Source organism: Nocardioides sp. InS609-2, assembly GCF_023208195.1.
GTDB lineage: Bacteria > Actinomycetota > Actinomycetes > Propionibacteriales > Nocardioidaceae > Nocardioides.
In genome coordinates this window covers 974242-997956 of record NZ_CP060034.1, presented here as the reverse complement: position 1 = coordinate 997956, position 23715 = coordinate 974242, and the positions used below count along the sequence as shown (strand labels likewise).

Sequence of the window (23715 nt, the reverse complement as noted above, 5' to 3'; positions counted from 1 at the left end):
GCGGAGGCGAGCCTGCGAGCCGCCGCGACGGGCGCGTCGAGACCCGGTGAGCGGAGAGGAGAACTGAATGACCTCCGTGCTCGTCGTCGACGGCGCCAACGTCATCGGCTCGCGCCCGGACGGCTGGTGGAAGGACCGCGGTGGTGCCGCGCGGCGTCTGCACGAACGGCTGATGGTGGCCGACCTGCCTCACGACGAGATCGTGCTGGTGCTCGAGGGAGCCGCCAAGGGCGGTGTGAAGGCAGGCCGCGACGGGCACGTGCGCGTCGTACACGCTCCTCGTGACGGTGACAGCGAGATCGAACGCGTCACGTCCGCGGCAGTGGAGTCCGGTGCGCAGGTCACCGTGGTGACCGCCGACCGTTTCCTCCAGTCGAGAGTGCAGGGGATCGGCGCGATGGCGATGAGCCCGTCGTGGCTGCTGGGCCAGATCGGATAGCGTCGCGACCATGGCTGTCTTGAAGTTCTCAGGACCCGTCCTCCCCGACGGTGAGGCGCGTGACCTGTACGTCGTCGACGGGCACGTCACCTACGAGCCCCAGGCGGGGGCGGAGTCGGTCGGGGACGGCTGGATCGTCCCCGGGCTGGTCGACGCGCACTGCCACATCGGGCTCAACGACGACGGCGACGCGGGTGCCGCCGAGGCCGAGACGCAGGCGATCGCCGACCGTGACGCCGGCGCGCTGCTGATCCGCGACTGCGGCTCCGCCCACGACACCTCCTGGATCCACGAGCGCGACGACCTGCCCCGGCTGATCCGGTGCGGCCGGCACATCGCGCGCACCCGCCGCTACATCCGCAACTACGCACACGAGGTCGAGCCCGACGAGCTGACCGCGTACGTCGAGCAGGAGGCGAAGCGCGGCGACGGCTGGGTCAAGCTCGTCGGTGACTGGATCAGCCGCGACACCGGTGACCTCGAGCCGAGCTTCCCCGCCGACGCGTTCACCGCCGCGATCCAGACCGCACACGCACTGGGTGCGAAGGTGACCGCCCACTGCTTCGGCGAGGGCGTGCTGCCTGGCCTGATCGAGGCCGGCATCGACTGCATCGAGCACGGCACCGGCCTGTCGCCAGACCTCGTCGAGGCGATGGCCGCGCGCCACGTCGCGCTGGTGCCGACGGTGATGCAGATCGACAAGTTCCCCCAGTACGCCGACGCCGGCCGCGAGAAGTTCCCCACCTACGCCGGCCACATCACCGACCTTCACGCGCGCCAGCGCGACACGATCATGGCCGCCCACGAGGCCGGCGTGCCGCTGTACGCCGGCTCCGACGGCGGCGGCGTGACCGCCCACGGCAACATCGCCGGGGAGGTCGTTGCGATGGCCGGGCTGGGCCTGTCCGCGGAGTACGCGCTCGGCGCCGCGTCGTGGCGGGCCCGCGAGTGGCTGGGCCGGCCCGCTGGTCTCGCCGAGGGGACGCCGGCCGACTTCGTGGTCTACCCGACGGACCCGCTGGCAGACTTGTCGGTGCTGCACACACCCAGCCGCGTCGTACTCCGAGGCAAGGTCGTGGCGTGACCTCACCGAGCATCTCGCTGCGCACGGTCTGCCTCGACTGCTCCGACGCGCACGCGATGGCCGGGTTCTACGGCGCATTGCTGGGGTGGGAGCCGACCTTCACCGAGCCCGACTGGGTGCTGATGCGCAACCCCGCCGGGGGAGTGGGCCTCTCGTTCCAGGCCGAGCCCGCGTACGTCGCACCGACCTGGCCCGAGGCACCTGGCCAGCAGCAGAAGATGATCCACCTCGACGTGCTGGTCGACGACCTCGAGGCCGCCCTGGCAGTCGCACTCGCGGCGGGCGGCCGGGCTGCGCCGTACCAGCCGCGCGAGGACCTGCGGGTCGTGCTCGACCCCTCCGGGCACCCGCTCTGCCTGTTCCTCGACTGATCAGCCGGCCGCGCGTTCCACGGTGCGTGGCGGCCGCCGCGACCAGGTGACGGCGAGCAGGATCAGCCAGAGCAGCCCCGCACCGCCGAGCAGCAGGGGGAAGAGGATGACGCCGACGATGGTCGTCGCCATCCCCGTCCCGCTCAGTGCGGACCCGATCTGGGCCTGTTCGCCGGGAAGGGCAGCGCACGACAGCACGAGCGCACGGTGCGGCGCGTCGACGGCGTACGCCGCCTGCCAGCGCATGCCGCCGGTCGTCTTGGTGTAGGTGTCGGTCGGCGGGTCGAGGGTCAGCAGCCGGCCGGTCACGGAGTCCTCGACGGTGCACATGGGCGGGGTCCTGCCGTCGCGGACCCAGACGAGCTGGCGGCCGGTGTCGTCGACCCGGACCGGATGAGGCTGCCCGTCGGCGGGCACCGTGGCGTCGGTCTGGAAGGTGCCTGCGAACAGCCGCACGGCGCACAAGATCCCGAGGCCGATGCCGACCGCGATGACCAGCGGAGGCGCGATCCACCACGCGGCGTGCGGACGGGGCTTGGCCGCCGGTGTCGTCATGAGGTCATCCTCACCCGCCGGTCGCCTCGCAAACCCGTGGACCGGCTGCCGAGGCACCGGGTTTGATTGACGTCATGACCTCGATAAGCGACCTGTTCCCGCCGCTCGGCCTGCGTGCCACGGCGGGCCCGGTCGAGCTCCGCGGGATCGGCGACGACGACCTAGTGACACTGGCCGAGCTGGCCGTCGCCGGCATCCACGAGCCCGACCGGATGCCGTTCTTCTTCCCGTGGACCGACGTGCCGGCCGACGAGCTGCCGATGCAGTTCGTCAAATACCACTGGAAGTCGCGTGCCGAGTGGAGCCCTTCGTCGTGGGAGCTGAATCTCGGTGTCTGGTTCGAGGGCACACTGGTCGGCGTACAGGGGGTCAGCACTCGTGACTTCCTGGTCACCCGCGCAGGCGAGACCGGCTCGTGGCTCGGGCAGGCGCAGCAGGGCAGGGGCATCGGCACCGCGATGCGGCAGGCGATCTGCGCCCTTTGCTTCGACCACCTCGGCTTCACCGAGATCACCTCCGGCGCGTTCGTCGACAACCCCGCGTCGCTCGCGGTGAGCCGGAAGGTCGGCTACCGCCTCAACGGCGTACGACGCCTCGCGCGGCGACCGGGTGAGCTGGCGGTCAACCAAGGTCTGGTGCTCTCGCCCGACGACTTCGTGCGCGGCGAGCACTCGCTGGAGGTGACCGGCGCGGACGCCGTACGACGGTCGATCGGGCTCGATTCGGAATGACCGGCCGACGTCTGGCAGAATCACCCGCTGTGCCCTGCACGACCGGACCCTCTCATCCGGACGTCGTCGGGCCCATCGCAGGCGCCTGACCCGGTCCCCACCTGGTGGACGGCGCCTCACCACACACAACTTCCGAGGAGACACCACAAACGTGGCCGTCAAGATTCGTTTGAAGCGCCTGGGCAAGATCCGGGTGCCGCAGTACCGCATCGTCGTCGTCGACTCGCGCAAGAAGCGCGATGGTCGCGTCATCGAGGAGATCGGCAAGTACCACCCCAAGGAGGAGCCGTCCTACATCGACGTGACCTCCGAGCGGGCGCAGTACTGGCTCGGTGTCGGCGCGCAGCCGTCCGAGGCCGTCGCGAAGATCCTCAAGATCACCGGTGACTGGCAGACGTTCAAGGGGCTTCCGGGCACCGAGGGCACTCTGAAGGTCAAGGAGCCGAAGCGCGACAAGCTCGAGATCTTCAACGAGGCCCTCAAGGACGTTGCCAACGAGCCCAAGAGCGGCGCGACGACCAAGAAGGCCGCCAAGAAGACCGAGGCCAAGGCCGACGACGCCAAGACCGAGGACGCCAAGACCGAGGTCAAGGTTGACGAGAAGCCTGCCGTCGCTCCGGAGGAGACCAAGGTCGAGGAGACTCCGGCCGCGGTGCCCGCATCGGAGACGCCGGAGGGCGCCGCCGCCGAGGCCGAGGCTGCCGAGACCGTCACCGCTGACGACGCCGGTAAGAGCGAGGCCTGAGCACCATGCTCGCCGATGCACTCGAGCACCTCGTCCGCGGTGTCGTCGACAACCCTGACGACGTGACCGTGCGCGACAAGCAGCTCAAGCGCGGCTCGATCCTCGAGGTCCGGGTCCACCCCGACGACCTCGGCAAGGTCATCGGACGCAACGGCCGCACGGCCACCGCGTTCCGTACCGTCATCTCGGCCCTCGCGGGCCGCGGCGGTGCGCGCATCGACTTCGTCGATGTCGACCGCCGCTGAACTGATCCATCGCAACGGGCGTCATCCCTTCGGGGGTGGCGCCCGTTCGCCATTTCGGCTGACTTGTCGGGCATTACCTGAACTTGTCGGGGCGTGCACGGGCCGACAAGTTCAGGAATCCCCGGTCGACCGGGGATTCCTGACGCCACATACCCTGAGCCCCGTGGACAGCATCGAGGTCGTCGTCGGCCGCATCGGCAAGCCGCACGGCCTCCGCGGAGAGGTGACCGTCGACGTACGCACCGACGAGCCCGACCGCCGCTTCGCACCCGGCACGGTGCTCCGCGCCCAGCCGCCGGCGGGCTCCGCGTCGAAGCTGCGCAGTCTGACCGTCACCAGCTCCCGCTGGCACCAGAGCGTGCTGCTGGTCAGCTTCGACGAGTTCGACGGCCGCAACGAGGCCGAGGCCGCGCGCGGCATCGTGCTGCACGCCGACCTGCCCACCGACGCGTCGCCCGAGGACCCCGACGAGTACTACGACCACCAGCTCATCGGGCTCACGGCGTACGACGAGCAGGGCGCCGAGCTCGGCATGCTCACGGCGGTCGCGCACGGCGCCGCCCAGGACCTGCTGACCATCCGCACGCCTGACGGCCGCGACACCCTGGTGCCGTTCGTGTCCGCGCTCGTGCCCGAGGTCGACATCGCCTCTGGCCGCATCGTGGTGGCCGACCGGCCCGGCCTGGTGACACCGTTCCCGGACGACACGGCCGACGCGGACAAGACAACTGGCTGATGCGCATCGACATCGTCTCGATCTTCCCCGGCTACCTGGCCCCGCTCGAGCTCAGCCTGGCCGGCAAGGCCCGCGACAAGGGCCTGCTCGACATCGCCGTGCACGACCTGCGCGACTGGGCCCGCGACAAGCACCGCACTGTCGACGACACGCCGTACGGCGGGGGCGCGGGCATGGTCATGAAGCCCGAGCCGTGGGGCGAGGCGCTCGACGAGGTGGCCCCCGGCAGCCCCACCATCATCTTCACGACCCCCAGCGGCGAGCCCTTCACCCAGGAGCTCGCGCGCGAGCTGGCCACTCGCGAGCACCTGGTGTTCGCGTGCGGTCGCTACGAGGGCATCGACCAGCGCGTCGTCGACCACGCAACCACGCTGGGCGAGGTGCGCGAGATCTCGATCGGCGACTACGTGCTCAACGGCGGCGAGGTCGCGGCGCTGGCGATCACCGAGGCGGTCGTGCGGCTGGTGCCCGGTTTCATGGGCAACCCCGAGTCGCTGACGGAGGAGTCCCACGAGGACGGCCTGCTGGAGTACCCCGTCTTCACCAAGCCCGCCTCGTGGCGCGGCCGTGACGTACCCGACGTGCTGATGGGCGGCAACCACGCCGCCATCGAGCGCTGGCGGCACGACGAGGCGCTGCGTCGTACGGCGGAGCGGCGACCCGACCTGCTGCCGCTGAGCGCGGTGCCCGGCGGAGGCGACCTGCGCCACGCCGCGCCTGCCGATGTCGGGGAGCTGTTCGTCCTCCAGATGTGCTGCTGGGTCCAGGAGATGCACGCCAACCCCGGCGTCCGCATCCCCGCCCTCCACGAGGACCTCGACGACGTACGCCGGTCGCTGGGGGAGTGGACCTGGCTGGTGCTGCGCCGGGCCGGCCGGCTGGTGGCCGCCGCGCGCGGCCGCGCCGACGGCGAGACCTGGGACGTCGGCCGGCTGATGGTGGCCCCCGACCTCCAGGGCCAGGGCCTGGGCCGGTTCATGCTGGCCGAGATCGAGGCCGCCGCGCCGCCCGGTGTGACGTCGTACTCGCTCTTCACGGGCGCGTCGAGCACCGACAACATCCGGATGTACAAGAAGGCCGGCTACCGCCTGCGCGGCGACGGGCCGCCCGGCGCGGTCGTCTTGACCCGCAGGCGCTGACACAGGATTCGTCGTACGCCGCGGCCTCTGGCAGACTTGTTCCTCGGTCCACGTCGGCCGAAGACCGCTCCGAAGATCGCACCCCGGAGGGTTGCGTCGGGCTCCTGCCACAGGGGGAGTCCTCGCCGCCGGCCACGCACGTCGCGGACCACCGCATCGACACTTCCAAGAATCACGGCTGACCTGTGGCGAGTCGTCAGGAGCATCATGACCAACGTCATTGCCGAGCTCGGCAACGAGAGCAAGCGCGACGATGTCCCGGCCTTCCGCGCCGGTGACACCATCAAGGTCCACGTGAAGGTCACCGAGGGCACCCGCTCCCGTGTGCAGGTCTTCCAGGGCGTCGTGCTCAAGATCCAGGGTTCCGGCATCGGCCGCACCTTCACCGTCCGGAAGGTCTCCTTCGGCGTCGGCGTCGAGCGCACCTTCCCGCTGAACTCCCCGATCTTCGAGTCCATCGAGATCGTGAGCCGCGGCGACGTGCGCCGCGCGAAGCTCTACTACCTGCGCAACCTGCGCGGCAAGGCCGCCAAGATCAAGGAGCGGCGCGAGGCCTGAGTGTCGGTCCCCGACCACTCACTGGCTAGTCTCCCTTCGTGACTTCCGACGACCGCGAGCCCACCTCCACCGCTGATGGCGAGGAGGGCTCGCGGTCTTCTGTTTCCACGGGCGAGCCGGCCGAGCGCCGGCGCAAGCAGCTGCCCCTGTGGGGCGAGACCATCGTGCTGCTAGCGGTGGCGCTGATCCTGGCGGTTGTGATCAAGGCCCTGTTCGTCCAGGCGTTCTACATCCCGTCGGAGTCGATGGAGCCCGGGCTCGTGCGCAACGACCGGATCCTCGTCCAGAAGGTGTCCTACTGGGGCGGCAACAGCCCCCAGCGCGGCGACGTCGTGGTCTTCAAGGACCCGGGTGGCTGGCTCAGCCCGGTCGACGACGCCGGCCCCACGAGCACGCTGACCGAGGTGATGTCCAAGATCGGGCTCTACCCCAGCGGCGGACACCTCGTGAAACGCGTCATCGGCGTCGAGGGCGACGTCGTCACCTGCTGTGACGACCAGGGCCGCATCTCGGTCAACGGCGTGCCCCTCAACGAGAAGGCCTTCCTCCAGCAGGACGGCCAGGCGTGCGACGGTCCGATGGTCACCCAGTGCGGCGAGGACTGGACGGCCGGCCCGATCCCGAAGGGCCACATCTTCGTGATGGGCGACAACCGCGGGCACTCGGCCGACTCGTCGGAACACATGTGCTCGCCCACCGAGACCGAGTGCGTGCCGGGCGAGGAGTTCGTGCCCGCCGACCTGGTCGTCGGCAAGGTGTTCGTGCTGCTGTGGCCGCGCGACCACTTCCGCTGGGTCAAGCGTCCCGCGACCTTCGCGGACATCGCCGACTCACCCTGAGGCGTGCGCCGTGAGTGACCTTCCCCGGGGCGCGACCGTGCGACGCGACGCAGGCCTCTACGGCTACGAACGCGCGCTCCGGCGCGTGGGCATCGAGCCCGTGGCCGGTGTCGACGAGGCGGGTCGTGGCGCCTGTGCCGGCCCCCTCGTGGCCGGCGCGTGCATCCTGCCCGCGGGCAAGGCCGGCATCGTGCCCGGCCTGGCCGACTCCAAGCTGCTCACCGAGAAGGCCCGGGAGCGCGCCTACGTCCAGATCCTGCGCCGGGCCACCGCCTGGTCGGTGGTCGTCGTCGAGAGCGACGAGTGCGACCGCCTCGGCATGCACGTCGCCAACGTCGAGGCGCTGCGCCGGGCCGTCGCACTGCTCGACGTCCGCCCCGCCTACGTGCTGACCGACGGATTCCCCGTCGACGGCTTCGACGTGCCCGGGCTGGCCATGTGGAAGGGCGACCGGGTCGCCGCGTGCATCTCCGCCGCGTCGGTGCTCGCGAAGGTCACCCGCGACCGCATCATGTGCGACCTCGACCGCGACTGGCCGGCGTACGACTTCAAGACGCACAAGGGCTACATCACCGACGAGCACGCCGCGTTGCTCACCGAGCACGGTCCGTCGCCGGTGCATCGCATGCGGTTCGTCAACGTACGTCGTGCCGCCGGGCTCGAACCGCCGCTGCCCGTGCAGAATGGGCACGACCACGATCAGGAGGAGACACCATGAGCGCCGAGGATCTCGAGAAGTACGAGACCGAGATGGAGCTCACCCTCTACCGCGAGTACCGCGACGTGGTGTCGATCTTCAAGTACGTCGTCGAGACCGACCGCCGGTTCTACCTGTGCAACCAGGTCGACGTGAAGGCGCGCACCGAGAACGGCGACGTGTTCTTCGAGGTGTCGATGAGCGACGCGTGGGTCTGGGACATGTACCGGCCGGCACGCTTCGCCAAGAACGTGAAGGTGTTGACGTTCAAGGACGTCAACGTCGAGGAGCTCAGTCAGCAGGACATCGAGCAGCCCCCACTGGCGTGATGCGCCGGGGGCCCGGGGCCGCTACTTCTCGAGACTGACGCCCGCGGGAGGCGCCGGGATGGTGGCCCCGATCACGCTGTTGAGGTTCATGCCGCCCGTGTTGCCGTTGCCGTAGAGGTCGCCCACGATCACGGGCCCATTGGTGACCGTGAAGAACGAGTTGCCCGGGAACTCGAGGGTCGATGACGGTGCGTACACGGTGCCGGTCACGAAGGAGTTTCCGTTGCCCTGCAGGTTGAGGCCCGCGATGTTCTTGCGGTCGTAGATGATCACGAAACCGGCCAGCGATGCCGGCGCGACCGGGGCCACGAGCTGGGTGTCTCCGTTCTTGCCGTCCAGGCCACCCCCTGCCTGGCCCGTGGTGCACTCCTGAGGAGTCGCGGTGGTGCCACACGTGCCGTAGAGGGTGACACCGGTGCCCTTGAGCAAGGTGTTGTTGCCCATGTCCCACTTGCCGGTGAGGAAGTAGAGACCTGGTGCGAGGGTGCAGGCGGAGTTGGGCAACGTCAGTGCCGGGTAGATGCCGGGACCCTGGGTGCAGGGCGAGGTCTTGGCCGTGAGCGTTCCTCGCGACAACGGCAGGGCCAGCACGTTGAGGTAGGGGTCGACGATCTGCGGGACGCCCGTCTGCGCCGCAGGGGAACAGTTGCCCGGGCAGGTGCCGCTCGTGCTGATCGAGTTCGGCGCGGGTCTGGCCGTCATGTGCCCATTGGGGCCGCTGTCGATGGTGGCGTTCGAGTGCACCGACCCCCCGTTGACGGTGACGTCGCCGTTACCCAGGCTGTTGACGTCGTTGCCGAGGATGCAGAGGCCACACGAACGGGCCTGTCCGGGTTCGAGGATGGCCCGCGCCGAGGAGGCGATGGGGATGTTGGTGACCCCCGCTATGGACCCGAAGCCGGTCTTTACGTTGCGTTGGGGCACGAACACGCGCACCCTCGTCGGCTGCGCGGGCACCGTGCTGCCCAAGGAGGCATCGGTGAAGGAGATGCACTCGGTGTTGCCGGACTCCACGTAGAAGTGGGCGGAGTCGGTGCAGGTGGCCCACGCGGCGGGTTGCACGCCGAAGTTGGCCTGGGCGTAGGTCTTGGCCTCTGCCACGGCATCACGGAAGCACGGTGGGCTGGGCTGGGCCGAGGTCGTGCAGCTGCCCGACGCGGGATACAGCACATTGGCGGCCGCCAACGAGGAGGCGTCGGAGGCGTTCTGCGACTGACGTCGTACGTCACGGGCGAACCCTAGGTCGACCACCATGGCAACCACGACGAAGAAGATGGTTGCCATGACGCCGACCATGATGGCCACGGCACCACGCTCGTCACGCTTCCGCGCGGCCAGGACGCTCAGCACGGGTACGCCGGCGCGCCCGCGGGCAGCGAGTCAGAGGTGGTCGTTCCGGTGGGCAGGGGGGTGGCGTCCTGCTCGATCGACATCTGGGTCGATGACACGATCCAGCCGTTGTTCGGCATGGGCAGCAGGCCGACACCGCCGTCGGTCTTGACGAGGGCGCACACGATGAGCGGCTGGGCCCGGGCCCAGGTGGCCGGCCTGACGACCTTGACGTACTCCGCGCCGGTCAGCGCGTCGATCTGCTGGACCGCCGCGCAACGGAGCTTCTCCATGTCGGTGCCGGAGCAGCCCGGTGCGGTGAAGTTGCGGACGACCCCTTGGCGGGCCGCTTCGCGGACACCCTGACGAGTGTTCAGCGAGTCGTTGAAATACAGCCCGTACTGCAAGATGCCGAACATCACGAGGAACAAGATGGGCATCACCAGTGCGAACTCCACCGCCGCGGCGCCACGTTCGTCGCGTCGTCCGGGCAGCCCACACGACGTCACGGCGCGCCGTGAGGTCGAAGAATCCAGGTCGGCGGGGTGCCGCGCGCGTACATGTCGCTCAGTATGCGGTCGCCCTCCCACAAATGTCGGGGAAACCAAAAAGCGTCTAGACCGGCCGCAAAGCATCCACAGATCGACCGAAGTCGACCTTTTCCACAGGGACCGCTGATCTGTCCCACCGTCGTCGGTGAAGGCCACGAGGCTGCGGGTCAGGAGGTTCACCCATGACTCGAGCCCACACCGATACCCATCGCACCGCGCCACCGACCCACAACGGTGCTCTCGGCGCGTACGGCGAGACCCTCGCCGCGCGCCATCTCGTCGAACGCGGCATGGTGCTCCTCGACCGCAACTGGCGCTGCCGAGACGGCGAGATCGACCTGCTCCTGCGTGACGGCGACGTGCTCGTCGCCTGCGAGGTCAAGACCCGCACCACTTTCGCGTGCGGCACGCCGCACGAAGCAGTCGATGTCGCCAAGGTCGCGAAGCTGCGCCTGGTGGCTGAGCAGTGGGTGCGCGATCAGGCCGTTTCGCCCCGTGACATCCGGGTCGACCTGGTCGCGGTGCTGCGACCGCTGCGCGGGGCTTCGGTCGTCGAGCACGTGGCAGGAGTCGGCTGATGCCCTTCGCCACCACGCACACGGTCAGCCTGCAGGGCTCCGTCGGTCACCTGATCGAGGTCCAGGCCGACGTCTCCCAGGGCATCGTCGGCATGACCGTCGTCGGGCGCCCGGACGCGACCCTCAACGAGGCGCGCGACCGGGTCCGGATGGCCATCGCCAACTCCATGCTGGCCTGGCCGGCCACCCGCCGGGTCACGATCCTGCTGGCGCCGGCCGACCTGCCCAAGAGCGGGACCCACTTCGACCTCGCCATGGCAGTCGCCATCAAGGCTGCCGATGGGCTCGTCCCGACCTCGGCCCTGGAGGCCACGGTGTTCATCGGTGAGCTGACGCTCTCGGGCGGGCTGCGCTCGGTCCCGGGTGTGCTGCCGATGGTGATGGCAGCAGCGCAACGAGGCGTGGGGCGGGTGTTCGTGCCGGAGCCGCAGGTGCGCGAGGCCGCGCTGGTGCCGGGCATGGAGGTGTTCGGGGTGCGCTCGCTCGCCCAGGTCATCAGCGTGCTCAGCGGAGACGACGTGCCCGAGGCGCCGCCGGTCGCGCCCATGTCCGGAGCCAGGTTGCTGTCCTGGCGCGGCCAGCACGAGCGCAGCCAGGTCGACATGGCCGACCTGGAGGGCATGCTGGAGGCCAAGTATGCCGTGGAGGTCGCCGCAGCCGGTGGTCACCACCTGCTTCTCTCCGGGCCGAAGGGTGCCGGCAAGACCACGCTCGCCGAGCGGATTCCTTCGGTGCTGCCCGACCTGACCGCCGAGGAAGCGCTCGAGCTGACGGCCATCCACTCCCTGGCCGGAGCCCTCGAGCCCGGCGACGATCTCATGCGTCGGCCACCGTACTTCGCACCCCACCACGACGCGAGCAAGGCCAGCCTGCTGGGAGGCGGCACGGGCCGAGTGCGGCCGGGTGCGGTGAGCAGGGCCCACTGCGGTGTGTTGTTCCTCGACGAGTTCCCGCTCTTCCGCACCGACGTGGTCGAGGCGCTGCGTGAGCCGCTCGAAGGTGGTCAGGTGACCATCGCGCGGGGTGAGGAGCTTGCGACCTTTCCGGCCCGGGGCATGGTCGTGCTCGCCGCCAACCCTTGTCCGTGCGGCGACTACTCCCCGTCGGCGCCGGCCAACAAGTGCACTTGCTTCGATCCCGTGCGCCGCGCCTACCGCCAGAAGCTCACCGGTCCGATCGCCGACCGCATCGACATCCTGAGGCATGTCGAGCCGGAGCCGCGCCACGCCGGGGCCGACAAGTTCGCCGTGCGCGAGCGATCTGACCAGATCCTCCGTCGGGTGGCGTTGGCCCGCGAGCGGCAGGCCGAGCGCTACGCGGGTCGCGGTTTCCGGCTCAACAGTCAGGTCCCCGGTCACCTGCTCGAGTCCGAGTGGCCGCTCGCGCCCGAGGCGCGCAGCCGGCTCGACAAGGAGCTCTACGAAGGGCGACTGACCCGTCGGGGGGCGGTCCGGGTGCACCGGCTCGCCCTCACGGTGTCCGATCTGCGCGGCCTCGAGCACCCAGGGTTCGACGAGGTCATGGCGGCGCTTCACCTGCGCACCGGTGAGCCGCTCGAGATCGCGTCGCTGGGACGAGCCGGATGAACGCCTCGGCGCCGTCGACCGACGAACGGCTGGCCCGGGTGGCGCTGGCCCGGTTGGGCGAGCCGGGGGAGGCCCGGCTGGCCGGCCTAGCCGCCGAGCTGGGTGCGGTCCAGCTGTACGACGCGCTCTGCGCCGAACGCAACCCGCACGGCATACTCACCGACGTCGCCGGCCGGCTCTCCGAGGTCGATCCTGAGCGCGACCTGCGTCGGGCTGACCGACAGGGCATCCGATTCGTGGTCCCCGGCGACGCCGAGTGGCCGCGGCGGCTCGACGACCTTGCGGCCGCAGGCTCCCTGTACGAGCGCGGTGGTGCCCCGATCGGCCTCTGGGTCCGAGGCCCGCTCGATCTCTCCACCATCGACCGGTGCGTCGCGATCGTCGGTTCGCGGTCGTCGACCAGCTACGGGCTGCGCGTGGCCGACGAGATCGCCGCGACGGTCGCACGAGCCGGGGCAGCGGTCGTCTCGGGGGCAGCGTTCGGGATCGACCAGGCCGCCCATCGGGGCGCGCTCGCAGTCGGTGGCACCACCGTGGCAGTGCTCGCGTGCGGCGCAGACCGGGCCTACCCAGAGGCGCACCGGGCGCTCATCGACCACATCGCCACGGTCGGGGCCGTCGTGTCCGAGTCTCCTCCGGGCTGCTCGCCCACGCGCATCCGCTTCCTGGCCCGCAACCGGCTGATCGCCGCTCTCGGCAACGGCACGGTCATCGTCGAGGCAGCCATCCGCAGCGGTGCACTCAACACCGCCAACTGGAGCGAGCGTCTGCACCGCGTCCTGATGGGCGTGCCCGGACCGGTCACGAGCGCCCAGTCCGAAGGCGTCCACCAGCTCGTCCGCACCGGCGCGGCGGGCCTGGTCACCTGTGGCAATGACGTGCTCGAGCTCGTCGGGGGTGCCGGTCAGCACCTCCGCGACGATCCCCGCGAGCCTGCGCGACCCCGAGACCGTCTCACCGCTCGCCAGCGGCAGGTGATCGATGCCGTGCCGGTGCGTTCGCCGGCGCCTGCAGACTCGGTCGCCCGCACTGCCGGCATGGGTCTGATCGAGGTGCGCGGCGTGCTCGGTCGACTGTCCGACCATCGCCTGGTGGAGTTCGTCGGCGGCGGCTGGCGTCTGTGCGATCCCACCGGTCGCGATGGTCTGTCACGGTCCGATCCGGAGCTGAATCTCGATGGCGTCACGTGACCCGCCGCAGCTAGCCTCCGGGCGTGACCCAGACTCCGGCCGACCTGCTTGCTGCCTATGACGCCCAGCTCCGTCAGGAGGCCGAGGTCTCGACCGCACATGGGTGGCACCGGCACGGTCCGCTCGTCCGAGCCGTCACCGACTGGGGTGGTTTCGTCACCTACCGCGACCTCGAAGGAGCCGAAGGCGCGGCGCTCGACGCCCTGATCGCAGACACGATCGCGTGGTTCCGGGACGAGACAGAGGTCAGTTCCTTCGAGTGGAAGTCCCGAGGCCACGACGCCCCGGCCGACCTGCCCGAACGGCTTCTGGCCCAGGGTCTGGTGGCCGACCCGACCGAGACGGTGATGATCGGCGCTGCCGAGCGCCTGGACGTCCCCGTCGACCTCCCGGCAGGTGTGCTCCTGCGTCGCGCGGGCGACGACGGCGCCGACCTGCTCGCGGACGCGACCGCGGCCTCGAAGATGCAGGCGGCAGTGTTCGGCAGGGACGCCATCGCCGATCCCTCGGTCCTGGTCAACCGACTCATCGAGGCGCCCGAGCTCTACGAGCTGTGGCTGGCCGAGGACGAGCACGGCGCGGTGGTGTCTGCCGGGCGCCTCGACATTGTCCCCGGCACCGAGTTCGGCGGTCTGTGGGGTGGCGCCGTGCTGGCGGACTGGCGCGGACGGGGCATCTACCGCGCCATGGTGGCCGCGCGGGCGCGGTCGGCGATACGGCTCGGGGCGGTCTACCTCCACAGCGACTGCACCGACATGTCCCGCCCGATCCTCGAACGCAGCGGCTTGGTCATGGTGACCACCACCACGCCGTACAACTGGACGCGTCCCTGAGCGTGCGCCTGCCGGATGGTTCCGCCCCGCGTTCCTAGACTCGGAGGATGACCGACGTCGCCGACCGTGCGGACGTGCTGCCGGAGGGGTTCGCGCGCCTGCTGGGGGAGTACGAACGCCACCTGGTCTCCGAGCGCGACCTGGCTCCGCACACCGTGCGCGCCTACGTCGGCGACGTGTGCGGCCTGCTCGACCACGCCCACCGGCTCGGCCACGACGACGTCGCCACGATCGACCTCCGCAGCCTGCGCAGCTGGCTGGCCAAGCAGCACACGATGGGCAGCGCCCGCAGCAGCATCGCTCGTCGGGCGACGGCCGCGCGGGTCTTCACCGCCTGGCTCGTCCGCACCGGCCGGGCGCCGGCAGACGCAGGGGCGTCTCTCGCCTCGCCGAAGAAGCCCAAGTCGCTGCCGCCCGTGCTACGCGCCGACGAGGCGCGTGACCTGATCGAAGCAGCTGCCGACCTCGCCGACGACGGCAGCCCCGTCGGGGTGCGCGACGTGGCCATGCTCGAGCTGCTGTACGCCACCGGCATCCGGGTGGGTGAGCTGGTCGCGCTCGACATCGACGACCTCGACCACGAGCGTCGGGTCGCCCGGGTCTTCGGCAAGGGCCGCAAGGAGCGGACGGTGCCGTACGGCCAGCCAGCCGCCGCAGCGCTCGACCGCTGGCTGCGCTTCGGACGACCGCAGGTGCGGGCCGAGGGAGCCGGAGCCGCACTCTTCCTGGGGTCGAGGGGTCGGCGGATCGACCAGCGAGTGGTCCGCGAGCTCGTGCATCGGCGCATCGCCGAGGTGCCCGGTGCCCCCGACATCGGGCCGCATGGGCTCAGGCACACCGCCGCCACCCACCTGCTCGAAGGCGGAGCAGACCTCCGGTCGGTGCAGGAGCTGCTCGGGCACGCCTCACTGGCCACCACCCAGCTCTACACTCACGTCACCACCGACCGGTTGCGCTCGGCGTACAAGCAGGCGCATCCTCGAGCCTGAGCCTGAGCCTGAGCCTGAGCCTGGGCAGCAGTCAGGGGCCGGGGCGAGGCGTCAATAGGTGGTTTCGCCGATGTGGCCCCCGACGCCACCGGACAAGACTCCTCACAGACACTCGACTGCGGATAGCTGGGGAGCTCGCAATGACCTACGGACCATTTCGGGTGGTGCTGACTCTTGTCTGCTGCCTGACGTTCATGATTCCCGCGGGCACCTACTACGGCCCCGCCCGCGGGCGCCGGCCTCACGTGCCGGGTCCGGGCCGCATGGGACAGCAGGGCGATGCTCTTACGCAACGAGCTCCAGCCAACGAGCGACGAGCGCTTCTGGACGACGACGCAGGCCCGCTCGACGTACGGACACCCGGGGCGAGTTCGACTGTCTGACCCGAGCTGGTCAGCCGTCTGCCCGAGCAGGAGCAGGAGCAGGAGCAGACCTTCGAGGGCGCTCGGCCCCAATCGGGCACACCCGCGGGCCTGAATCACGCAGCCCGGAGCCCCAGGCAGGCGTTCTTCGGATCTGGTAGGTGATTTCGCCGATGTGCTCCAGAGCCCATCGGCGAAGACTCCGTTGGGGCAGTCACCCGACTGCCGGGAGCAAGGGAGATCCGATGAAGTACACACCATCACGCGCCGCCCTGGGAGTGGTCGCCTGCCTCGCGATCGTGCTCGCGGGAGTGGCCATGGTCACGCCAGCGGGCGCCAGTCTGACGCACGATGCGCAGGCCGTCGCGAAGCACAACTGGAGCAAGATCTGGAGGCAGAAGCTGCAGCCGAAGGCCGACCAGCGCTACTGGACGAAGGCGCAGGCCGACTCGAAGTACGCCGGCAGGACCGACAGCTACACCAAGCTGGAGTCGGACTCGAAGTACTACACGAAGGCCGACTCGGACTCGAAGTACTACTCCAAGACGGAGTCGGACACGAAGTACCAGGTCAAGCAGAAGATCTACCGCGGCACCTACCTCGCCGGGGCGCCCTCGACGGCGGCCGGCGCCTTCGTGTTCGGTGACCTCTCGTACGGCGTGACGCTCACTGCCGCGCCCACCGCGCACTACATCCAGACCGGGGCTGCGGTGCCGGCAGGCTGTTCGGGGACGGCGGCGGCGCCGGGCGCTGACCCGGGTCACCTGTGCGTCTTCGAGTCGCAGGCCTTCAACGTGGGCGCGACGAGGTTTGTGACCGACCTCGCGTTCAATGCGAGCACGGCGACGCCCACCGGTGCCTGGCTCTACGCCTCCACCGTGGGCGCCAACTACGGGTTCTTCGGGGGCACGTGGGCCATGCAGCCGGGTGGCGCCGCCACCGTGAGCAGCCTCAAGGGTGCGTCACCCTCCTTCGGACCCACCGTGGGCATGCCTCACTGAACCGCGCGGTGACCGGCGCCCTGGGGGAGGGCTGCCGGTCTGCGTGGCACGAGCGCAAGACGCCACCAGCTCGCCTGGGAGAGAGCTGCGGTGGGGGAAGGCGGCACGGGACGGTCACGCCACAGAGGGAGGAGGCGGACCGGCCCGGTGTCGTCGACCAGCTCGAGGGGATCGAGATAGGTGTCGCCACGAAGCCAGCCCCAGTGCAGGCAGGCGCGCGGGAAGCAGTGCGAGAACGGCACGCTGAGCCGCCCGATCACATCGCCCGCCTCCACCCGGTCATCGACGTGCGCCGTCGCCACCACCGGCTCATAGGTGGTGCGCGTGTCGCCGTGGTCGACGACCACGACTCCGCGCCCGGCCAGCTGCCCCGCGAAGCTGATCCGGCCGGCCATCGCGGCTCGCACCGACTGAGCCGGCACGCCGGCCAGGTCGACGCCACGGTGGCCCGTTCCCCAGGGATCGTCGGGAGGGTCGAAGCCGGACACGACCTCGGGCTCCGGCTGCAACGGCCAGACGCCGACCGGATCGGCCGACGAACCGACCAGGGGCACGGGCCCGGCCGACGCCCGCGCAGGAGCCGCGGCCACGACAAGGAAGAGGACCAGGGTGGCGGTGAGAGCACGAGGGAACATGCGCCCGACCTTGCCGGGCGCGGGCAGCGGGTGCCAGGCGCCCGGTCGAGCCTGTGGAGAACCCCGGAATCGTCGTGGCTGTGGACGAGTTGCGGCCGGCCGTTGCCGATTGGTCCACCCGCCTGTGGTGGCCTAATATTCAGCCAGCAGCCCTCCGGGGCTGACTTCGCACGCTCGCAGACCGCGACGGAGCTGCATTCCTGGGCTCCGACCACCCGTGGGCGCCGATCCTCAGTTCCATTCCTCCGCCAGTTTCTCGACGACGGAATGGGTCGGGTCGCGCGTGAGCGTCAGGGTCACCGGCACCCGTCGGTGACATTGAACTGAAAACCACACAGCGGTACGCCGCCCGTCCGACGGGTTCAAGGTCGGGCACTGGTCAGTTATGACCAGCACTCGCCGGCGTGGCCGCATCACACAGGAGATACACATGGCAGTCGTCACCATGCGCCAGCTGCTCGAGAGCGGCGTCCACTTCGGTCACCAGACCCGTCGCTGGAACCCGAAGATGAAGCGCTTCATCATGACCGAGCGCAACGGCATCTACATCATCGACCTGCAGCAGTCGCTGGCCTACATCGACCGCAGCTACGCCTTCGTCAAGGAGACCGTCGCCAAGGGCGGCGTCGTGATGTTCGTCGGCACGAAGAAGCAGGCCCAGGAAGCGATCGCCGAGCAGGCGACCCGCGTCGGGATGCCCTACGTCAACCAGCGCTGGCTCGGTGGCATGCTCACCAACTTCCAGACCGTGCACCAGCGGATCAACCGCCTCAAGGAGCTCGACGAGATCGACTTCGACAACGTCGCCGGCTCCGGTCGCACCAAGAAGGAACTGCTTCAGATGAAGCGGGAACGCGACAAGCTCGACAAGACCCTGGGCGGCATCCGCGAGATGACCCGCACCCCGTCGGCCGTCTGGATCGTCGACACCAACAAGGAGCACCTTGCTGTCGAGGAGGCGCGCAAGCTGCGCATCCCGATCATCGGCATCCTCGACTCCAACTGCGACCCCGACCTCGTCGACTTCCCGATCCCGGGCAACGACGACGCCATCCGCGCGGTCGGCCTGCTGACCCGCGTGGTCGCCGACGCCGTCGCCGAGGGCCTCATCGCCCGCTCCGGTGCCAAGTCCGGCGACGCTGCCGCGACCGCCGAGGAGCCGCTGGCCGAGTGGGAGCGCGAGCTGCTCGCCGGTGACGCCGACAAGGCTGCCGTTGCTGCCACCGGTGGCGACGCCGCCACCGACACCGCCGCTGCCGAGAGCACCGGCGCCGCTGCCGAGGCGCCCGCCGCCGACGCCGCTGCCGAGAAGGCCACCGACAAGCCGGCCGCCGAGGTCGCCACCGAGGAGCCGGCAGCGGAGAAGGCCACCGACGAGCCGGCCGCCGAGGAGCCGGCCGCGGAGATCAAGCCTCTCGCCGACGTGTCCTCCGCCACCGAAGGCCCGCACGGCGCCGACTCGGCTGCCGCGCTCGAGGACGGCTCGGCTCCCGAGGGCTTCGACGTCAAGGGCAACGCCGACTCGATGAAGTTCCACGCGCCGACGAGCCCCTGGTACGACCGCACCAAGGCCGAGGTCTGGTTCCGCACCGAAGAGGCCGCCGAGAAGGCTGGTTTCGTCAACGCCGAGAAGAAGGACTGACCTCACCCGTCGGTTCCACTCGCACACACTCAACTGAGGAAGAAGGAACATGGCTAACTTCTCAGCCGCCGATGTCAAGAAGCTCCGGGAGTTCACCGGCGCCGGCATGATGGACTGCAAGAAGGCGCTCGACGAGGCCGAGGGCGACTTCGACAAGGCTGTCGAGCTGCTCCGCGTCAAGGGCGCCGCCAAGGCCGCCAAGCGCGGTGCCGAGCGCGAGGCCTCCGCTGGCCTGGTCGCCCACTCTGCCGGCGTACTCGTCGAGCTCAAGTGCGAGACCGACTTCGTGGCCAAGGGTGACGACTTCATCACCGCCGCCCAGAAGATCGCCGACGCTGCGTCCGAGGCCAAGCCGGCCGACGTCGAGGCGCTCAAGGCCGTCGCGCTCGACGGTCAGACGGTCGGCGAGATCGTCGATGGTCTCGCGATCTCGATCGGCGAGAAGATCGAGCTCGGTCAGTACGTCCACTTCGACGGCTCGGCCGTGGCCTACATGCACAAGCGTGCGGCCGACCTGCCGCCCGCCGTGGGCGTGCTGGTGGAGTACGCCGGCGACGCCGACGCGGCCCGGGCCGCTGCGATGCAGGTCGCCGCGATGCGCCCGCAGTACCTCACGCGTGACGAGGTCCCGGCCGACATCGTCGCCAAGGAGCGCGAGATCGCCGAGGCCACCTCCCGTGAGGAGGGCAAGCCCGAGCAGGCGATCGCCAAGATCACCGAGGGTCGCCTCAACGGCTTCTTCAAGGACGTCGTCCTGCTGGAGCAGCCCTCGGTCACCGAGAACAAGAAGTCCGTCAAGACCGTTCTCGACGAGGCCGGCACGACCATCACGCGGTTCGCCCGGTTCGAGGTCGGTGCCTGACCCCGCTAGGGTTTCCACGACGTACGACGAGGAGGCCGGTTCGATGACTCAGACATGGATCATCGAGCCGGTCTTCTCGCATGTCTCCACACTTTCTGGCTCCGTGAAGGGAATCTCGTGACCGCCTACCACCGTGTCCTGCTCAAGCTCTCCGGTGAGGTGTTCGGCGGCGGCAGCGTCGGCGTCGACCCCGACGTCGTCTCCAACGTCGCGAAAGAGATAGCGGCCGTGGTCCGGTCCGGCGTGGGCGTGGCCATCGTCGTCGGCGGCGGCAACTTCTTCCGCGGCGCCGAGATGCAGCAGCGCGGCATGGACCGCTCGCGCGCCGACTACATGGGCATGCTCGGCACCGTCATGAACTGCCTGGCCCTCCAGGACTTCCTCGAGAAGGAAGGCATCGAGACGCGCGTGCAGACCGCGATCGCGATGGGCCAGGTCGCCGAGCCCTACATCCCGCGCCGGGCGATCCGGCACATCGAGAAGGGTCGCGTCGTGATCTTCGGCGCCGGCGCCGGCATGCCGTTCTTCTCCACCGACACGGTCGCCGCCCAACGAGCGCTGGAGACCCACTGCGAGGTGGTGCTCTACGCCAAGCAGGGCGTGGACGGTGTCTACAGCGCAGACCCGAAGAAGGACCCGACCGCCACCAAGTACGACACGCTCACCTTCAACGACGCACTGGTCCAGGGACTGAGTGTCATAGACGCGACAGCGTTCGCGCTCTGCCAGGGGAACGACATGCCGATCATCGTCTTCGGCGCCGAGGACGAGGGCGCGATCCTGCGCATCGTGCAGGGTGAGAAGATTGGCACGCTCGTCAGCACCGGGGCCTGAGCGCCCTCGACTACGCTCGACCGGCCGGTCGCCGTACGACCAGCAAACCCGAACTCACCTCAGGAGTACTCCGTGATCAACGAGATCCTCAAAGACGCCGAGGACAAGATGAAGAAGTCGGTCGAGTCGACCCGCGAGGACTTCTCGGCGATCCGCGCCGGGCGCGCCCAGCCGAGCATGTTCAGCAAGATCGTCGTCGACTACTACGGATCGCCGACGCCGCTCCAGCAGCTCGCGTCCTTCACCTCGCAGGACGCTCGGGTCATCTTGATCGCGCCGTACGACGTGGGCGCCATGGGCAGCATCGAACGCGCCATCCGCGACTCCGACCTCGGCGTCAACCCGGCCAACGACGGCAAGGTGCTCCGTTGCGCCTTCCCCGAGCTGACCGAGGACCGTCGCAAGGACTACATCAAGGTCGCCAAGGGCAAGGCCGAGGACGGCCGCGTCTCGGTGCGCAACGTGCGCCGCAACGCCAAGCAGGGGCTCGAGAAGCTCGAGAAGGACGGCGAGGTCGGCAAGGACGACGTCACCGGCGCCGAGAAGCGTCTCGACGGCGTCACCAAGACCTACACGGACCAGATCGACGACCTGCTCAAGAACAAAGAAGCCGAGCTGCTCGAGGTCTGACCTCGACGAGCCGCCATGACTGAGACGCCCCCACCTGTCGGCTCGCCGACCGCACCTCCGGCCAAGGACCACGGCCGCGCCGGCCGCAACCTTCCGGCCGCGGTCGCCTCCGCCGTCGTCCTGCTCGCTGCCATCGCGGCGTCGCTGGCCGTCTGGAAGACCGCGTTCATGCTCATCGTGGCGGCCGCTGTGGTCGTTGCCCTCTGGGAGCTGCGGCAGGGACTGCTCGCCAAGAACATCGACCTTCCCGAGCAGCCACTCATGGTCGGCGGTGTCGTCATGGTCGTCGTGGCCTACTTCTGGGGCGCGCCCGCGCTGGTGACCGCCACCGCAGTGACCGCCCTGGTCGTCATGCTCTGGCTGCTGCGCCGTGGGATCGACGGCTATGTCCAGACGGCGACGGCCTCCGTCTTCACCCTCGTCTACGTGCCGTTCCTGGGCTCGTTCGTGGCGCTGCTGCTGGCCGAGGGCGGAGCCACGGGCTTCGACCGCTTCGACGAGGGCGTCAAGGCCATCATGACGTTCATCCTGGTCACCATCGCCTCTGACATCGGCGGTTACATCGCCGGCGTCCTCTTCGGCCGGCACCCGATGGCCCCGGTCATCTCGCCGAAGAAGTCGTGGGAAGGCTTTGCCGGTTCGCTGGTCTTCACCGTGGCGGCCGGTGTGGCGCTCGTGGTCTACCTGCTCGAGGGACACTGGTGGGTGGGCGTCGCACTCGGCCTGATCGCTGTGGTGATGGCAACCCTGGGCGACCTGTGCGAGTCGGTGATGAAGCGCGACCTCGGCATCAAGGACATGAGCCAGGTCATCCCCGGCCACGGTGGTCTGATGGACCGTCTCGACTCCCTGCTCGCCACCGTCGCGCCGATCTGGCTGCTCCTGCACTACCTCGTCTTCTGATGCGGCTGCTGGTCACCGGAGGCCGGACCGGCTACCTCGGCCGACACGTCGTCACACTCGCGCGGTCAGCGGGCCATGACGTCGTAGCCGTCGGCAGTGCGGACGCCGATCTCCGCGACGCTGCGGCGGTCGCTGGACTCGTCGCCACCCACCTGCCGGAGGCTGTGATCCACACCGCCTACGCCCAGTCCGACTGGGCGGTGACCGCGACGGGTGCCGCCCACGTCGCCCGGGCGTGCGCGACGTACGACGCGAGGCTGGTCCTGGTCTCCTCCGACGTCGTCTTCTCGGGAGCCTCCGGCCGCTACGACGAGTCGGCTCCACCAGATCCGATCACGCCGTACGGAGCGGCCAAGGCGGCCGCAGAGACAGCCACCCTGGCGATGGTCGCTGATGCCGTGGTCGCCCGCACCTCGCTGATCCTGGGCGACGGACAGTCGCCGCACGAGCGTCTGGTCCACAGCCTGTTGGGCGGCGCCGAGGGTGCGCTCTTCGACGACGAGATGCGGTGCCCGGTGCACGTCGCGGATCTCGCCGCAGCCCTGGTCGAGCTCGCGTCGTCCGACCACCGAGGCGTCCTGCACGCGGCCGGCGCGGATGCGATGAGCAGGCTCGACCTGGGCCGCCTGATCGCCCGGCGCGACGGCCTCGCCCCGACGCAGCTGCGCGGCCGGTCACGGGAAGCAGCGGGCGTGCGCGGACCGGTCGACGTACGCCTCGACTCCACGCGTGCCGCGGGCCTGTTGACCACCCGGCTGCGCGGCGCCACGGAGTTCTTGTGACCCTCTTCCTCGTCCGGCACGGCCGGCCGCTGGTCGACACCTCGATGCCGGCGCACACCTGGGAGCTCGACCCGCAGGGGTACGACGACATCTGGGCCCTGCGCGAGTCCGGGCGTCTGCCCGCGCGAGCCGCCTGGTTCAGCTCGCCGGAGCCCAAGGCCATCGGCACGGCGGCCCTGCTGACGGACTCGCAGGTGGGCGTCATCGATGATCTGGCCGAGCACCGTCGCGACTCCACGGACTGGATTGACGACTTCGACGACTTCGACGCAACGGTGCGCCGGGCCTTCGCAGAGCCCGACGTGCCGGCGTACGACGGGTGGGAGCCGTTGGCCGAGTGCCGGTGCCGGGTCGTCGCAGCGGTGCGGCCGGTCGTGGCCACGCTGGGCGAAGACGACGTGGTGCTGGTCGGGCACGGCACGGCCTGGACGGTGCTCGTCGCGGAGCTCACGGACGCGGAGCCGGATCTCGATGCGTGGCAGGCGCTCGCCATGCCGGACCTGATCCGGCTCGACGAGCCCTTTGCGACCTAGGATCGCG

General features: G+C 69.8%; 29 protein-coding genes and 1 pseudogene. 26 read left to right on the top strand and 4 right to left on the bottom strand.

The genetic code is table 11. The features are described from left to right. Window positions 1-67: 67 nt before the first annotated feature. The 3 genes from H4Q84_RS05270 to H4Q84_RS05260 are packed head-to-tail and all read left to right on the top strand — an operon-like array spanning window position 68 to window position 1894. Complete coding sequence (locus H4Q84_RS05270) at window positions 68-439, top strand: NYN domain-containing protein (protein ID WP_248582357.1); 372 nt, start codon at window positions 68-70, stop codon at window positions 437-439. 10 nt (window positions 440-449) lie between these two features. Further along, window positions 450-1523 (top strand): amidohydrolase family protein, encoded by a 1074-nt coding sequence (locus H4Q84_RS05265; protein WP_248582356.1) that lies wholly within the window; start codon window positions 450-452, stop codon window positions 1521-1523. Beyond that, the gene (locus tag H4Q84_RS05260; protein ID WP_248582355.1) at window positions 1520-1894 is read left to right on the top strand and encodes a VOC family protein; all 375 of its coding nucleotides are present in this window, start codon (window positions 1520-1522) and stop codon (window positions 1892-1894) included. The genes H4Q84_RS05265 and H4Q84_RS05260 overlap by 4 nt, the downstream gene beginning before the upstream one ends. Here the strand turns inward: H4Q84_RS05260 and H4Q84_RS05255 are convergent, their stop codons facing one another. Beyond that, window positions 1895-2449 carry a hypothetical protein gene (locus H4Q84_RS05255; protein WP_248582354.1) on the bottom strand — a complete coding sequence of 185 codons (555 nt, stop codon included), beginning with the start codon at window positions 2447-2449 and terminating at the stop codon, window positions 1895-1897. 74 nt (window positions 2450-2523) lie between these two features. Here H4Q84_RS05255 and H4Q84_RS05250 point away from each other — a divergent pair, with 74 nt between their 5' ends. The 10 genes and pseudogenes from H4Q84_RS05250 to H4Q84_RS05205 all read left to right on the top strand — a co-directional run bounded on the left by H4Q84_RS05250 (window position 2524) and on the right by H4Q84_RS05205 (window position 8468). Then, window positions 2524-3180 carry a GNAT family protein gene (locus H4Q84_RS05250; RefSeq protein ID WP_248582353.1) on the top strand — a complete coding sequence of 219 codons (657 nt, stop codon included), beginning with the start codon at window positions 2524-2526 and terminating at the stop codon, window positions 3178-3180. 151 nt (window positions 3181-3331) lie between these two features. Next, on the top strand, window positions 3332-3925 hold the full coding sequence (gene rpsP / locus H4Q84_RS05245) for a 30S ribosomal protein S16 (RefSeq protein WP_248582352.1): 594 nt from the start codon (window positions 3332-3334) through the stop codon (window positions 3923-3925). A gap of 5 nt (window positions 3926-3930) precedes the next feature. Continuing rightward, on the top strand, window positions 3931-4170 hold the full coding sequence (locus H4Q84_RS05240; protein ID WP_248582351.1) for an RNA-binding protein: 240 nt from the start codon (window positions 3931-3933) through the stop codon (window positions 4168-4170). Window positions 4171-4333: 163 nt separating this feature from the next. Further along, window positions 4334-4906, top strand: a complete 573-nt coding sequence (gene rimM, locus H4Q84_RS05235) for a ribosome maturation factor RimM (protein ID WP_248582350.1) — start codon at window positions 4334-4336, stop codon at window positions 4904-4906. Beyond that, window positions 4906-5574: pseudogene (gene trmD / locus H4Q84_RS05230) on the top strand (tRNA (guanosine(37)-N1)-methyltransferase TrmD); the annotation flags it as partial. The gene rimM and the pseudogene trmD, both read left to right, overlap by 1 nt. 81 nt (window positions 5575-5655) lie before the next feature. Then, on the top strand, window positions 5656-6045 hold the full coding sequence (locus H4Q84_RS05225) for a GNAT family N-acetyltransferase (protein ID WP_349238420.1): 390 nt from the start codon (window positions 5656-5658) through the stop codon (window positions 6043-6045). 207 nt (window positions 6046-6252) lie between these two features. Further along, the gene (rplS, locus tag H4Q84_RS05220; RefSeq protein ID WP_248582349.1) at window positions 6253-6603 is read left to right on the top strand and encodes a 50S ribosomal protein L19; all 351 of its coding nucleotides are present in this window, start codon (window positions 6253-6255) and stop codon (window positions 6601-6603) included. A gap of 38 nt (window positions 6604-6641) precedes the next feature. Further along, entirely contained in the window at window positions 6642-7442 is an 801-nt protein-coding gene (gene lepB / locus H4Q84_RS05215; RefSeq protein ID WP_248582348.1) for a signal peptidase I, read from the top strand. A 10-nt stretch (window positions 7443-7452) separates the two neighbouring features. After that, window positions 7453-8160 carry a ribonuclease HII gene (locus H4Q84_RS05210; RefSeq protein WP_248582347.1) on the top strand — a complete coding sequence of 236 codons (708 nt, stop codon included), beginning with the start codon at window positions 7453-7455 and terminating at the stop codon, window positions 8158-8160. Then, window positions 8157-8468 (top strand): DUF2469 domain-containing protein, encoded by a 312-nt coding sequence (locus H4Q84_RS05205; protein WP_248582346.1) that lies wholly within the window; start codon window positions 8157-8159, stop codon window positions 8466-8468. The genes H4Q84_RS05210 and H4Q84_RS05205 overlap by 4 nt, the downstream gene beginning before the upstream one ends. A 21-nt stretch (window positions 8469-8489) precedes the next feature. Here the strand turns inward: H4Q84_RS05205 and H4Q84_RS05200 are convergent, their stop codons facing one another. Together H4Q84_RS05200 and H4Q84_RS05195 are read right to left on the bottom strand one after the other, a co-directional pair. Beyond that, window positions 8490-9773, bottom strand: coding sequence for a pilus assembly protein TadG-related protein (locus H4Q84_RS05200; RefSeq protein WP_282580312.1), 1284 nt, complete (start codon window positions 9771-9773; stop codon window positions 8490-8492). Window positions 9774-9811: 38 nt separating this feature from the next. Further along, the gene (locus H4Q84_RS05195; protein ID WP_248582344.1) at window positions 9812-10306 is read right to left on the bottom strand and encodes a TadE family protein; all 495 of its coding nucleotides are present in this window, start codon (window positions 10304-10306) and stop codon (window positions 9812-9814) included. 224 nt (window positions 10307-10530) lie between these two features. On the opposite strand from H4Q84_RS05195, the gene H4Q84_RS05190 reads away from it, so the two are divergent. From H4Q84_RS05190 to H4Q84_RS05165, 6 genes are all read left to right on the top strand, one after another. Further along, entirely contained in the window at window positions 10531-10926 is a 396-nt protein-coding gene (locus H4Q84_RS05190) for a YraN family protein (protein WP_248582343.1), read from the top strand. Continuing rightward, on the top strand, window positions 10926-12512 hold the full coding sequence (locus H4Q84_RS05185) for a YifB family Mg chelatase-like AAA ATPase (RefSeq protein WP_248582342.1): 1587 nt from the start codon (window positions 10926-10928) through the stop codon (window positions 12510-12512). Before H4Q84_RS05190 ends, H4Q84_RS05185 begins: the two co-directional genes overlap by 1 nt. Beyond that, window positions 12509-13702, top strand: a complete 1194-nt coding sequence (gene dprA, locus H4Q84_RS05180; protein ID WP_248582341.1) for a DNA-processing protein DprA — start codon at window positions 12509-12511, stop codon at window positions 13700-13702. The genes H4Q84_RS05185 and dprA overlap by 4 nt, the downstream gene beginning before the upstream one ends. Window positions 13703-13725: 23 nt before the next feature. Further along, window positions 13726-14535 carry a GNAT family N-acetyltransferase gene (locus H4Q84_RS05175; RefSeq protein ID WP_248582340.1) on the top strand — a complete coding sequence of 270 codons (810 nt, stop codon included), beginning with the start codon at window positions 13726-13728 and terminating at the stop codon, window positions 14533-14535. A gap of 47 nt (window positions 14536-14582) precedes the next feature. Next, entirely contained in the window at window positions 14583-15524 is a 942-nt protein-coding gene (locus H4Q84_RS05170) for a tyrosine recombinase XerC (RefSeq protein ID WP_248582339.1), read from the top strand. A gap of 607 nt (window positions 15525-16131) precedes the next feature. Further along, window positions 16132-16887 carry a hypothetical protein gene (locus H4Q84_RS05165; protein ID WP_248582338.1) on the top strand — a complete coding sequence of 252 codons (756 nt, stop codon included), beginning with the start codon at window positions 16132-16134 and terminating at the stop codon, window positions 16885-16887. Here H4Q84_RS05165 and H4Q84_RS05160 read toward each other — a convergent pair. Then, complete coding sequence (locus H4Q84_RS05160) at window positions 16881-17522, bottom strand: M23 family metallopeptidase (protein WP_248582337.1); 642 nt, start codon at window positions 17520-17522, stop codon at window positions 16881-16883. The two genes, H4Q84_RS05165 and H4Q84_RS05160, sit on opposite strands and share 7 nt — an antisense overlap. Window positions 17523-17952: 430 nt before the next feature. Here H4Q84_RS05160 and rpsB point away from each other — a divergent pair, with 430 nt between their 5' ends. From rpsB to H4Q84_RS05120, 7 genes are all read left to right on the top strand, one after another. Further along, entirely contained in the window at window positions 17953-19164 is a 1212-nt protein-coding gene (gene rpsB / locus H4Q84_RS05155; protein WP_349238409.1) for a 30S ribosomal protein S2, read from the top strand. Window positions 19165-19213: 49 nt separating this feature from the next. Beyond that, window positions 19214-20026, top strand: coding sequence for a translation elongation factor Ts (tsf, locus tag H4Q84_RS05145; protein WP_248582336.1), 813 nt, complete (start codon window positions 19214-19216; stop codon window positions 20024-20026). 117 nt (window positions 20027-20143) lie between these two features. Continuing rightward, complete coding sequence (gene pyrH, locus H4Q84_RS05140; RefSeq protein WP_349238408.1) at window positions 20144-20860, top strand: UMP kinase; 717 nt, start codon at window positions 20144-20146, stop codon at window positions 20858-20860. 75 nt (window positions 20861-20935) lie between these two features. Beyond that, complete coding sequence (gene frr, locus H4Q84_RS05135; RefSeq protein WP_248583612.1) at window positions 20936-21490, top strand: ribosome recycling factor; 555 nt, start codon at window positions 20936-20938, stop codon at window positions 21488-21490. Window positions 21491-21505: 15 nt separating this feature from the next. Beyond that, complete coding sequence (locus H4Q84_RS05130; protein WP_248582334.1) at window positions 21506-22393, top strand: phosphatidate cytidylyltransferase; 888 nt, start codon at window positions 21506-21508, stop codon at window positions 22391-22393. After that, window positions 22393-23175 (top strand): sugar nucleotide-binding protein, encoded by a 783-nt coding sequence (locus tag H4Q84_RS05125; RefSeq protein WP_248582333.1) that lies wholly within the window; start codon window positions 22393-22395, stop codon window positions 23173-23175. The genes H4Q84_RS05130 and H4Q84_RS05125 overlap by 1 nt, the downstream gene beginning before the upstream one ends. Then, entirely contained in the window at window positions 23172-23708 is a 537-nt protein-coding gene (locus H4Q84_RS05120; protein WP_248582332.1) for a histidine phosphatase family protein, read from the top strand. Before H4Q84_RS05125 ends, H4Q84_RS05120 begins: the two co-directional genes overlap by 4 nt. The last annotated feature ends 7 nt before the right edge of the window (window positions 23709-23715 follow it).